General features: G+C 49.9%; 7 protein-coding genes. 2 read left to right on the top strand and 5 right to left on the bottom strand.

Annotation, left to right across the window (positions count from 1 at the left end):
• Positions 1 to 116: 116 nt before the first annotated feature.
• The 5 genes from ACJJIJ_RS00120 to ACJJIJ_RS00140 all read right to left on the bottom strand — a co-directional run bounded on the left by ACJJIJ_RS00120 (position 117) and on the right by ACJJIJ_RS00140 (position 9887).
• On the bottom strand, positions 117 to 1970 hold the full coding sequence (locus ACJJIJ_RS00120) for an MFS transporter (RefSeq protein ID WP_444938338.1): 1854 nt from the start codon (positions 1968 to 1970) through the stop codon (positions 117 to 119).
• Between the two features lie 251 nt (positions 1971 to 2221).
• Entirely contained in the window at positions 2222 to 4012 is a 1791-nt protein-coding gene (locus ACJJIJ_RS00125; protein WP_444938339.1) for an MFS transporter, read from the bottom strand.
• A 270-nt stretch (positions 4013 to 4282) separates the two neighbouring features.
• Positions 4283 to 6169 (bottom strand): MFS transporter, encoded by a 1887-nt coding sequence (locus ACJJIJ_RS00130; protein WP_444938340.1) that lies wholly within the window; start codon positions 6167 to 6169, stop codon positions 4283 to 4285.
• 210 nt (positions 6170 to 6379) lie between these two features.
• Positions 6380 to 8449, bottom strand: a complete 2070-nt coding sequence (locus tag ACJJIJ_RS00135; RefSeq protein ID WP_444883753.1) for a M13 family metallopeptidase — start codon at positions 8447 to 8449, stop codon at positions 6380 to 6382.
• A 202-nt stretch (positions 8450 to 8651) separates the two neighbouring features.
• Entirely contained in the window at positions 8652 to 9887 is a 1236-nt protein-coding gene (locus tag ACJJIJ_RS00140) for a TonB family protein (protein ID WP_444883754.1), read from the bottom strand.
• Between the two features lie 343 nt (positions 9888 to 10230).
• Here ACJJIJ_RS00140 and ACJJIJ_RS00145 point away from each other — a divergent pair, with 343 nt between their 5' ends.
• Together ACJJIJ_RS00145 and ACJJIJ_RS00150 are read left to right on the top strand one after the other, a co-directional pair.
• The gene (locus ACJJIJ_RS00145; protein ID WP_252084550.1) at positions 10231 to 10929 is read left to right on the top strand and encodes a cyclic nucleotide-binding domain-containing protein; all 699 of its coding nucleotides are present in this window, start codon (positions 10231 to 10233) and stop codon (positions 10927 to 10929) included.
• 268 nt (positions 10930 to 11197) lie between these two features.
• Positions 11198 to 12385 carry an efflux RND transporter periplasmic adaptor subunit gene (locus tag ACJJIJ_RS00150; RefSeq protein ID WP_444891347.1) on the top strand — a complete coding sequence of 396 codons (1188 nt, stop codon included), beginning with the start codon at positions 11198 to 11200 and terminating at the stop codon, positions 12383 to 12385.
• Positions 12386 to 12387 lie beyond the last annotated feature (2 nt).

Below are 12387 nucleotides of genomic sequence, written 5' to 3' on the forward strand. Positions count from 1 at the left end.
TGGGTGTGGAGTTCGCAGCTGTTGCTGGACTTGAGCGAGATTAAACTCTGAATTTGGGGTTCGAATAAGGCATAGCTTTTACTGGTGGGTTAGTGGCTGCTGGTTAAATCGGTGCATCAGGTATCACTTTGGTTGAGTTGCTCAGCTAAGGCTGATCCGTTTATATCCTTCGCTGCAATAGGCTGCCCTACGCCGATATGTACTTTGGGGAAAAAGCGCATTTTTTTATGATTGGGGTTGCCTGAAACCTCATCGTGCAATCCCTTCAGAGTAAGGGGGAATATGGGGGTGGCTGTATGGGTTAAGACCTCCTTTAGTTGCTTTTGAGCATCAGCAAATTCACTGTCACAGTGATCATTAACGGGAAAGAAGCAGATTAATTCACCATTCCCTACAGCTCGACGTATTTCCGCTGTGAACTTCTCTTTATCTCTTGTCGCGTCGTAAAAAATGGGCGCAAGACTGTGATTGTTAAAAATAAATCGCAGCAAAGGAAATTGATTAAACCCCTGGGGCAGAATAAAGCGAATCGGCCTCAGCAGAGTATCCATAAGCAGTTGGGGCGCCAGCCGGGCTGCTGGACTGCAGACTAGCAATGCAGCTCCTGTGGCGGGAATGTGCTTGAGTTCTCCGTAGGAGGTGCGGGCGAATAGATGCGAGGAAAGCCACACGAGTAAGTGCACAATAAATTCTGGTTGTTTGAAAAACAATAAAGTCATTACTGTACAGTTCACCAGAGCCATCAGGATAAATAGCTGCGGAATTGTAATTTTCAGTACATCGAGGAAAAAAATACTAAGCAGCGAGATCAGTACAATAAATAGGGCGTTTAAAACATTGTTTAGGGATAGGACTTGCGCACGCACAGCGTAGTCGGTCCTGTCTTGCATGATTGTATAAAGCGGTACAATGAAGATACCGCCAAATATACCCAGTAAAGCGGTATATATGAGTACGGCATAAGCGCCATCACTTTGCAGGTATTCGCTGATAGATGCCCCGGACAAGGTGTCAAACTGTGCAGTGGTTATACCGAGGCCCAGCCCACCTAGAGTGATCCCCAAGGCGCCGATAGGTACTATGCCAAATGTGATGCGCCCTCTGGAGAGTGCTTCGCACATCAGGGAGCCCGCCGCCACACCAATGGATAGGCAGCACAGAATAATGGTGATAACTGGCTCGCTCGCGCCTAGTACATTCTTGGTGAGGCTGGGCACCTGTGCTAGATAGGCTGAACTGACCAGCCAGAACCAGGAGCAGGCGAGAATAGCGTAAAAAACTGATGGATTCTTAACCGTTAGCCGCATTATACGCCAAGCTTGGGATATGGGGTTCCAGTCGATGCGTAAGTCTGGGGTCGGGGGGGGTGCTTGTGGGATCATTCGGCTGGCAAGATAGCCTAAGACGGCTATCACAACCATGATGGCTCCCAATTCCTCCAGTCCCGGTTGGCCCGGTTTTGTGTAACCGGCGAGTAGGGTACCGGCAATAGTCCCGACTAACACCCCGGCAAAGGAAGCCATCTGTGCCAATCCATTGCCTCCCATCAACTCGCTGCGCTTGAGGTGTTGGGGTAGTAGGGCATACTGCACAGGGCTGAATATAGCGGTGTGTGTTGCCATTAAAAACAACACAATAAAGTTCAGGATTTGGTTGTTATAAATAAGGCTATAGGCTCCCAGCAAGACAAAAAATATTTCCGCTAACTTCAATATCCTGATAATTCGGCTCTTGTCATATTTATCCGCTAGCTGGCCGGCCGTTACCGAAAAGAGAAAATACGGCAGTATATAAAAGCCCGTTGCGAGATTGATTAAGGCATTGGCCTCGGACTCCGCCAGACGAAATGCCAGCATCACCAGGAGTGCATTTTTGAAAATATTGTCGTTGAAGGCGGCACTGATCAATGAGAGAAACAGTGGCAGGAAGCGGCGCTTGGTAAAAAGGGTGAATTGGTTTTGCTGGGCCATTGGCGCCTTTCTTTAGTTGGGTTGCTTCCCTTGAACAAATCCAGTGACTAAACCATTGTATCAGTGCAAAAGTGAGTAACTAATAGCATAGGGTAAAGCTGAATCAGTGGATGCTTGGAGAGTAGGAGGAACTGCTGCCAACTAGTAGATGGAATCTGGTTTTATAGTGTTGATTGTTATTGTAAAAGAGTAGTTGTGGTTTTTGAGGTCTTTATCCTTAAATGGTGAGGCTGTCTTTGTAGGTTTTCTTTTTAAATATCGTCTTCTTTGTAAATGTTTTTTAAGGTTAATAATGTTCTTCTACTTAACTGGCTTTTTGTCTTCTTGATCTGTAATAGGGCTTGAGTAATGGGAGCGTTCTGATTCCTAAATATGCCCCATAACTGTTTTCTTCTTTTAATGGTTGTACTTGAATGATCTTGCTTGTCAATAAATAGACACAAAAGTTCCTCTTTTTTTATTGCATTTTCTATTTCGTTGAGAAGGTTGATATTCTTTTCTGTTTTTTCTGAATTGTAAATTATAGGTTGTGTGCCCCCCTTGCTAAGGGCAAAGCGTATTAATTTATGGTTGAATAATGATTGCGGTAAGATAAAACGAACGGGGCGCGGTATTATCTCATATAGGATTAGAGGTGCCCGGTAATTCATGGACGTGCAGATGATGAGAGTGGCTCCTTGTTCCGGTATCAGTTTCAAGTTTTCTCCTTGCACTCGAGCCACGACATTTGTATAGGCCCAGGTGGTTAGGTGCACTAACAGCTCGGGTAAATTGAAACAGATAAAAATTAATGCAAGGAGATTTAAAATTGCAAGGAATATTATAAGTTGGGTGATAGATATCTTTGCCGCATCTAGTAATATAATATTGACTATTGAGATTATGACAACGAATAGGGCGTAGGACATGTTATTCAGTGCAAGAATTTGTCCGCGTATTTGCTTTTCTGCCCGGTCTTGAATGATGGTGTAGAGTGGCACGATAAAGATCCCCCCGGAGAAACCCACCAATACTGTGTAGAGCAAAATTGAAACTGCATTGTCGCTCATCATAAATTCAGATATGGAAGCTCCAGATATAGTATGAAAACCTAGTGCGCTAAAACCCAGACCAAGCCCGCCCAGAGTTATTCCAAGGCCACCGATGGGTACTATGCCAAGTGTAATGCGGCCTCGAGATAAGGTATTGCACATAAGGGATCCAAGCGAAATACCAATTGTTAAGCAGCAAATCATCAGGGTAACCACGGGTTCGCTGGCGCCCAGTGTGTTTTTGGTGAAACTGGGAATTTGCGCAATAAAAGTTGTGCTGATTAGCCAAAACCAAGAACAGGCGATGATGGAATAAAAAACCGAAGGGTTCTTCATTGTTTGCTGTAAAATTTTCAGAGTTTGCTTTACTGGGTTCCAATTCACTTTTAAGCGGGGTGACAATGGTGGTGCTGGAGGTATTGCGCGGCTGCTTAAATAACCGAAAACTGCGATACCAGACATGACAAGGCTAAGATATAAAACCCCATGTTGTCCCGGCTTGATAAAATCTGCGAGTAGAGCGCCTACGATTGCACCGCTAAGGCTGCCAGCAAAAATTGCCATTTGTGCCAACCCATTAGCACCCATCAGTTCTTTTCGTTTCAGGTGTTGGGGCATAACTGCATAGCGGGCAGGGCCGTAGAAAGTCTCGTGGGTTGCTAATAGGAATAAAACTAAGAAGCTTAGCATCTTACTGTTGGCATACAGCGCAACAGCCCCCAGAAGTACAATGGGGATTTCTAGCAGCTTAATCAGCCTAATAAATTTGCTTTTATCGAACCTATCTGCCAATTGTCCCGCTGTGATAGAAAACAGGAAAAAAGGTAAAAGATAAAGTGCGGTTGCCAGATTGATCAGAGTATTGGCTTCGTTTTTTGCCAGCTGGAAAGCGAGAATAACTAAGAGAGCATTTCTGAAGATATTGTTGTTGAAATAGACAGTGATCAGAGTAAGGAATAGGGGGAGGAAGCGGCGTTTTCCCAATAGCTGAAACTGATTCTGTCGAGCCATTGCCACTTCCTTACATGAGACAGCCTATATCTGATTGGTTATCAGTCGGGGATTCATATTTGTTGAGTGATGCTGCGAATATTCCTTGTTAGACCCGTATTCGGTCATCGTGCTTTATAAGGTTCTGAAGATGGGGTTACATTGAAGGAAGTTTGGTTAAGCATAGGACAGCAGTAAGACTACAGTAGCCTTGGTCTGGTCAAATATCCTGGCGCGTAAGGGTTTTGATGACAGGGCTGGTGTTATCCCAGCCCCAAAATATGTGTTGATCTATTTTAATTCCCCGCGCAACTCCAGTACCTCATCGTGTAATGCCTCTACCTTGGCTTCAGGCGCTTTAATCGGAGCGCCTGCCACGACACTGACTTTGGACCAGAAGCGCTTTGGCAGGGTGGTGAAGGCGTGTCCACCTTTATGACTGAAGAAGCTGCCCCAAAGTCCGCGTAGGGCCATGGGGATTACTGGCACAGGGGTGCGCGCAAGGATTTTTTCAATGCCGGCTTTAAACGGTTGCATCTCTCCGTCTTTAGTGAGTTGTCCCTCTGGGAAAATACATAGCAGGTCACCATCTTGCAAACCCTGCTCAATGTCCTTGAATGCCTGATCATAGCCTGCAGGATCCCGTGACTTGGAGCAGATGGGAATGGCGCGCCCAGTGCGGAAGATAAAGTGTAGTACCGGGATTTCGTAAATCGGCTTATACATGATAAAGCGTATTGGGCGGCGTACGGCGCCGGCTAACAGTAGGGCATCCACATAACTTACATGGTTACACACGATCAGGGCTGGTCCCTCTGCGGGAATCTGCTCTAACCCTTGATGCTTAACCCGATACATTGTGTGGGAGAGCATCCAGATAAGTAGACGCATCGCGAATTCGGGAACCTTGGTGAATACAAAGATAGCCACGGCGGCGTTCATCAGGGCGATGACCAGGAAAAACTGTAGAATCGTGGCTCCTAGGATATTCAGGAACAAAATACCCAGCAGCGCTGAAACAACCATAAACAGCGCGTTAAGAATATTGTTGACCGAGATAATCTGTGCGCGAATTTCTCGAGGCGATCGGTCTTGCATCATAGCGTAGAGAGGCACAATGTAGAGGCCACCAAAAATACCTAACAATACGATGCAGATAAGAATAGTGAGGGCGCCATCGCTGTTGAAGAAAGCGCTTAAGGTGGGCTCTTGCAGTTCCTGAAAGCCCCCCCCGGCACTGGAAAGGGCGATTCCGGCAATGGTGAGACCGGCGGCACCCAGTGGTACTAGGCCCAATTCGATATGGCCGTTGGATAAACGCTCGCACAGCATGGAGCCCAGGGCAATACCGACTGTAAAGGCACACAACAATAGGGTGACAAGGGATTCATCTCCCCCCAGTACATTATTCGTAAAACTGGGTATCTGCGTCAGATAAGCCGCGCCCAATAGCCAAAACCAGGAGATGCCGATAATGGCATAGAAAATTGATGGGGTTTTGGCAGTAGTGCGCAGGATTTTGTTGGTTTGGGTGATGGGGTTTGGGTTGATATGCAAATTTGGCGAGGGCGCTGGACTTTGAGGAATCCAGCGGCTTGCCAAGTAACCGAATATCGCGGCCCCCATAATAATCAGGCTGAGGTAGAAGAGACCGTGTTCCCCTTGCCCGGTCAGTCCGGCGAGTAGGCCGCCCACAATGGTGCCGGCGAGGATACCAACAAAAGTACCCATCTCTACCAGGGCGTTACCACCGACCAGTTCAGAGCGTTTCAAGGATTGTGGCAGGATGGCGTACTTCACCGGGCCAAAGAAGGCGGACTGCACTCCGAGCAGGAACAAAACGGCAAGGCAGAGCAGATTACTGCCACTATAAAGCGCACCTATACCGAGGGAGCCAATAACGATCTCTCCCAGCTTGATCAGTCTAATTAAGCGGCTCTTATCAAATTTGTCCGCCAACTGACCTGCAGAGGCGGAAAATAGGAAAAACGGCAGAATAAACAGGCCGGCGGCGATATTAATTAGAGCATTGGCTTCGCTTTCCACCAAGCGAAAGGCGATCATCACGATCAACGCATTTTTATATACGTTATCGTTAAAGGCACCTAAAAACTGGGTGATAAAGAAGGGCAGAAAGCGGCGGCTGGCAAGCAGTTGGAACTGGGTGCGATGGGCCATTGGTGGTATCTCTTATGAAAGCACGCCATCCATCTTAAGCTATTGCGGCAAAGATTTGTCCATCCTGTAGTGTTGATGAAATGGATGGTACAAGAATGAGGAAATATTAGGAGAGAGGGAAACTTCGAGGAAAATATTGAGAGAAACCGGCCGCCGGGGCGGCCGGTAGAGCGGAAAGCCGGTAACAGATGGCAGGATTATTGCCAGCGATTACCAGATCTTCACGCGCTCCTCTTTCGGCAGGTACATACCGTCACCTTCTTTAATATCAAAAGCTTCGTAGAAAGCTTCGATATTGGGGAGGACCCCTTTCACTCGGTACTCCGCAGGAGAATGGGTATCCACCTTCATACGGCCGCTCAGAGCTTCATCGCGGATCTTGCTACGCCAAACCTGTGCCCAGCCCATAAATACGCGCTGATCGCCGGTGAAACCGTCGATGACCGGTGCTTCTTTGCCGTTCAGGGACATTTTGTAGGCTTTATAGGCGATGCCGAGGCCGGACAAGTCGCCGATGTTTTCACCCAGAGTCAGCTTGCCGTTGATGTGCTCATCTTCTAAGGGTTCGTAGGCGTCGTATTGGGAGACCAGCTTACTGGTAAGGCTCTCAAAGTTATTGCGGTCAGAGTCAGTCCACCAGTTATTTAGATAGCCCTTGCCATCGAATTTACTGCCCTTGTCATCGAAGCCGTGGCCGATTTCATGGCCGATCACACCACCGATACCGCCGTAGTTCACTGCATCGTCGGCATTCATATTAAAGAATGGTGGTTGCAAAATTGCTGCGGGGAACACGATCTCGTTCATTGCCGGGTTGTAGTAGGCATTCACGGTCTGTGGGCTCATGCCCCACTCACCGCGGTCGATGGGCTTGCCCAGCTTGTTGCGATCATAACTGGCCTCAAACATATTGGCTGCCAGCACATTGCCCACCAGGTTATCGGCATCTACCTTGAGTGCGGAGTAGTCACGCCACTTGTCCGGGTAGCCAATCTTGGTGGTGAAGTTTTCCAGCTTAAACAATGCCTGTTTGCGGGTGTCCTCACCCATCCACTCCAAGGACTCGATGGATTCACGGTAGGCGGCTTTCAGGTTGTCCACCAGCACAGTCATGCGCGCTTTAGCTTCCGGTGGGAAGTACTTTTCAACGTAGCGCTTGCCGACCAGCTCACCCACTGCGCCATTCACAAACTGGGTGCCGCGCTTCCAGCGGGGTTCCATCTGCTCTACGCCGTGGAGTTTGGTGTTGTAAAAATCGAAATGTGCCTGGGCAATCTCACTGTGCATGTAAGGCGCCATGGCGGAAAGTACCTTGACCTTCAGGTAGCGCTTCCAGGTGGCCATATCGGTGTCGACAATGATCTGATTAGCGGCTTCCAGGTACTCGGGCTGGCCCACAATAAAGCTGTCAGCCTTGGCCAGTTTGGCTGCGCTTAGGTAGCTGTTCCAGTCAACTGCGGGCATCAGCTTTTTCAGCTCCGCAGTGGATTTCTTGTTGTAATACTTTTCGGGGTCGCGGTTGTCCAGGCGTGTACGGTGATGCTTGGCGAGGCTCTCTTCCAGCTTGAAGATTTTCTTGGAGAACGCTTCGGCATTATCCAGCTGGCCTAACTTTTGGATTTCTACCAGATACTCTTTATAGGCCTTGCGCAGCCCCTTGCTCTTCTCGGTATCTTCGAAATAGTAGTCGCGGTCCGGCATACCCAGGCCGGCCTGCCACAGGTAGAAAATATAGTTTTCGACCTCTTTCAGGTCTTGGTAGATGCCGCCACCGAAGGGTACGTCGTAGCCGGCGATATCAGCGTAGGCGAAATAGTTAGTCAGATCCTTGCGGGTCTTAATTGCGTCGATTTTGGCGAGTTCGGAGGAGACAGCGGTAATGCCTTTCTTTTCAATCAGCTTTTCATTCATAAAGCTGTTGTAGAGGTCACCGATCTGCTTGGCATCTTTGCTGCTGGCGCCTTTACTGGCCTCCATGATCAGTGTTTTAACTTGTTCTGTGCTTTTGTCTCTCAGGGTTGTAAAGCCGCCCCAGAGGGATTTATCTGCTGGAATTTCGGTGTTCTTTAGCCAGGTGCCGTTTACATAGGCGAAGAAGTCATCCTGTGGGCGAACACTAGTATCCATCGCGGTGAGGTCGATACCGGAAGTGAGCTGCTGCTGTTCAGCAGTGGCCTTATGGTGGCTGGAGCCACTGTGATCGTGGGCGTGGGCTGTTAGTGACAGCTGGGTGCCGGCGAGAATGCCTGCAATAGCGACAGGTAGTAATAGTTTTTTCATTTCGGCTCTTTTGGCTAAATTTTGCACAGTTGTATCAAACGTACATGGTAAAAGGGGACAGTAAGGTTGGGCAAGAGGGCTGCGTTTAGCGGCGGATGGATTGCGGCAGATGGTGGCTTGGCTAATTTGGTTAGGAGTTACAAATTTAGCGAAATTTCTTAGTAAAAAGCCCCACAGAGTGGGGCTTTTGCGAAAGAGTGGGTCAGTCGGGTAGATTGAAGGTAATCGGCAGTGAGAAGCTGAAAGTCTCCTCGCCCAGCTGGGAGGGTACTGCGGGGTATGGCGCCGCTCTCTCTACCGCAGCGCGAGCTTCACGGTTGAGAGTTCCAAAGCGGGATTCTTGCACTGCCTGAATCTCCTCTACTTCGCCGCGGGTGTTAATAACCACATTCAGGCGCACACTACCTTCCTGGCCCCGCTCCTGGGCGCGTTTCGGATAGCGAATATGACGGTAGGTGTGGCGCAGTAGGTTGGAAGTGTAAATTTGGCGAGCCAAGATCATACCGGCGGTTAGGGGGGCCTCTTCTTCCTCCTCAAACTCCTCATCCATTTCTGCCAGCGCTATATCCTCGGGGCCGTTTGCGGCTAGTTGGATAGGCTCGCCGCTACTTTCGTTTTCCTGCTGCAGGGGGGCTTCCTCTGTCTGTGAGAGCCCATCGGTGGCTTCAGTCTGAGCTACCTGCTCTGTGATTTGCTCGGCCACCTCCAACACTTCGGAGCTTGCCGGAGTCAGAGTCATGGTGGGCGGGGCGAGATCCACCTCAACCAGTGTGGGCTTGGATAGCTCCTCCTCTTTCTGTGGTGCCTGCGCCGCCGCCAGGGCTTCCTCTTGGCTAATCAACTTCAACTGCAGCTCGGCGATCCGCTCGCTGCTGGGCTCTAGGCTCTCAAAAGTGGAGCGCAGGGAGTCGGGAATATTTCCGGCAGAGAGCAGTCCGTCACGAAAATCTGTCGAGGGGGGGACAGGGCCGATCCAGGCGCGCAGCAGGGTATTGAAGAAATCCGGATTGGCTATCTCACCGAGGGTAATGCCATTTAGGGAAACCGAGGTGATACCGCTGTCGGCAGCAAAATCGATGGCTAACTGGTCCCCGCGGTGTAGGCGGCCTTTAAACAGGTTGGCGAAGGTCACCATATCCTCCGCCTGACTGCTCAGGGTGTCACCGCGGTTATTGATGGCGATACTTTCCATCCACTGGTTGCGGAAACGGCGCGCGGGCAGGCTTTTGGCGAGCACCCGTACTTCCAGGCGCCGCGGTGTCTCTGGGTTGTAAAGGCCGGCTGAATCACTAGAAAGACTCTCCGAGTAGACAGCGGCTATATAGAGTTCTTTGTTAAATTGTTGTTCGAGCGCAAGGCCATTTAAGAGCGGTGCAGCTGAGGTAGTTACAGCAAATGTTAACACCCAAAGTGAGAAGACAATTTTTATCGATTTCATTGTTCTATGGTGTCTGCATATCCGGACACTCGGGTCCCGGTAATTAAGATTGAGGTGTCCCTCCCCGGTGCACACAAATCAGATGAAATAGTGCGCATTCAAAGTGTGAGTGAGCACACTGTACTCAACACTTCGCCTAACTCTACTGCAACTGGAATGGAGTTCAAGCCTGGAGAGGTTAGAATGCCCCCCTTTGCAGGATCGCGGGTGCCGAGTGGGAAACGATTGTCATAGCCAACGATGTGTGTGGCAGATCGATATCGTTTAGAATCCAGCATCGCCAAGTGGCATCGGCCACACTTTTAGAAAAAATGGAAAAGTTTTCACTAATTTTGCGGTATCTATGGAAACCAAGCCCCTTATTGACTATCCGCGGGAAGCTGTCGATAAGCTTCTTAACGTCATTCATCTGTTTCGAGATATTCGTGCGGCCAGTGAGTGGCAGTACGATGTATTGTTAAAGCGCTCCCGACTTTTGAGTTTGGAACCTGGTGAACAGCTGCTGCGCGCCGGCGACGTGGATCAGTGGGTTTTTTTCCTTTTGCGGGGAGAACTGCAGGTTCAAGTGGAGGGCAATGGGCTTAATGGCGAGCGTCCCCTGGCGGTTATTCGCCCAGGGGAATTATTTGGCGATCTCTCTATGTTGTTGGCAGAGCCTCGTAGCGCGAATATTTTTGCTGCGCACAATAGCCGCGAGACCCAGGTGCTCGGGCTCGATTGCTCCCTGTTTGGGGATCTTGAAGATTTCACTCTGCTGCAGTTGCCAACAAAATTGACGTTTTATCGCAATATGGTGCATTCGCTGCGCTGGAAGTTGGAAGTGTATCGCTCTAAGTACCCCAGCCATCAACTGGCCGACAGCCATCGCAAATTAAAGCTTTACACCGGGCCAAAGAATAGCCGCGAAGAGTTAGTTGCCCTGGCCGAACAGGCAAGGGCTCTGGCCAGAATACTTCTCGATTGGAATGCGGAATTTGGTTCCGGTGAACTGATTGATGATGAGTCAGACATGCTGGGCTTTTTGGAATCGATGCTGTCTTAATTCTCACTAAATGATGCGGTCGGAGTGCCCTGTGAAGACAGTCTGACCGATTTCCCCTCTTTGCTCCACGCGAAGCACCTGTCCCTTCTTATACTCAATTTACTCAGACATCGACTGATGTTACCGGCCCCGCAGCCTTGTCAGCTGGTCTATTTCTCTGAAAATTCAATTTAGGAATACGACTGGGCTGTGTAAAATTTGGCCTACTCAAAACACTGCGCCAGCGTTGCTGCCGGCCGCTTTATTTGTGCCTGACAGGTTTCTATTTATGAGTGCACTGGTATCTATCTGGTCTAACCGAAATTATCGAATCGCATTACTCGTTACCCTACTGGCCCTTGCCTGGCTATTCAGTGGAGTTTTGCTACCTGAAGAGGATAGTGAGAGTGCGAATTCCGCCGAAAAAGCGGGGATTGTTCCCGAGGCGGCGATGCGGGTTCAGGCCCGGCGGATTGAGGCTCAGTCCTACGCGACACGGGTGTTGGTCAATGGGCATACCGAAGCAAATCGCAGCGTGCGCCTGAGAGCGGAACTGGATGGTGTTATAGCCCGGCTGCCAGTGCCAGAGGGAAGCCAAGTACAACAGGGTGAGGTGATCTGTGAAATCGAAGCGGAGGACCGTCTGGAAAAACTGGCCCTGGCCGAAGCCGCGCTCAATAAAGCGCGTCTGGATTATGCTGGCGCTGAGCGGCTAAAAAAGAAAGGCTTGCAGTCCGATACGGCCATGGCTCAGCAGAATGTTGCTCTGGCGCAAGCGCAGGCGGATTTCACCTCGGCCAAGGTGATGGTGGATAACTTGAAAATCCGCGCGCCTTTTGCCGGCGTGGTCAATAAGCGCGCAGTAGAGCTGGGTGATTTTATTCGCCGGGGAGAAGAATGTGCGACCCTGCTGGATTTGGATCCAATTCTGGTAGTTGGTGAGGTCTCCGAGAATCAAGTGGGCAATTTAGTGCCCGCGGGCCCGGCCAGTGCAGAATTACAACGTGGTATTCCGGTTCAGGGTAAATTGCGTTACATCAGCCAGCAGGCTCAAGAGATCACCCGCGCTTACCGTGTCGAGGTGGCAGTGAATAATCCCGGCAACTTGCTGCGCGGTGGTTTAAGTGGTCGCTTGGCTCTGCCCACCGGTGAAATACTGGCACACCATATTAACTCCTCACTACTGACTCTGGATGACAGCGGCACACTGGGTGTGCGGGTGCTCAATGAAAACAATCGGGTCGATTTTATCAATGTCACTTTGGTGGGTGATGGAGACGGGGGTGTTTGGGTCAGTGGCCTGCCGGACCCGGTTACTCTGATCACCGTCGGTCAGGAATATGTGAGCCAGGGCGATATTGTCAAGGTGGAAATGTCACCACCAGAACCTGCACTCAGTGTGCAATCCCAGCCTGTGGATATCACCCCTGAGCCGGTTTCAGTGCCCAGTGCACAGGATGATCAGGAAGGTAACTAGCG

This window comes from Microbulbifer mixtoriginis (SeqCode), assembly GCF_052467945.1.

Bases quoted from the DNA above. Each gene is read 5' to 3' on its own strand.
- ACJJIJ_RS00120 (WP_444938338.1), bottom strand. From the start codon at position 1,970: ATGGCCCAGCAAAACCAATTCACCCTTTTTACCAAGCGCCGCTTCCTG.
- ACJJIJ_RS00125 (WP_444938339.1), bottom strand. From the start codon at position 4,012: ATGGCTCGACAGAATCAGTTTCAGCTATTGGGAAAACGCCGCTTCCTC.
- ACJJIJ_RS00130 (WP_444938340.1), bottom strand. From the start codon at position 6,169: ATGGCCCATCGCACCCAGTTCCAACTGCTTGCCAGCCGCCGCTTTCTG.
- ACJJIJ_RS00135 (WP_444883753.1), bottom strand. From the start codon at position 8,449: ATGAAAAAACTATTACTACCTGTCGCTATTGCAGGCATTCTCGCCGGC.
- ACJJIJ_RS00140 (WP_444883754.1), bottom strand. From the start codon at position 9,887: ATGAAATCGATAAAAATTGTCTTCTCACTTTGGGTGTTAACATTTGCT.
- ACJJIJ_RS00145 (WP_252084550.1), top strand. From the start codon at position 10,231: ATGGAAACCAAGCCCCTTATTGACTATCCGCGGGAAGCTGTCGATAAG.
- ACJJIJ_RS00150 (WP_444891347.1), top strand. From the start codon at position 11,198: ATGAGTGCACTGGTATCTATCTGGTCTAACCGAAATTATCGAATCGCA.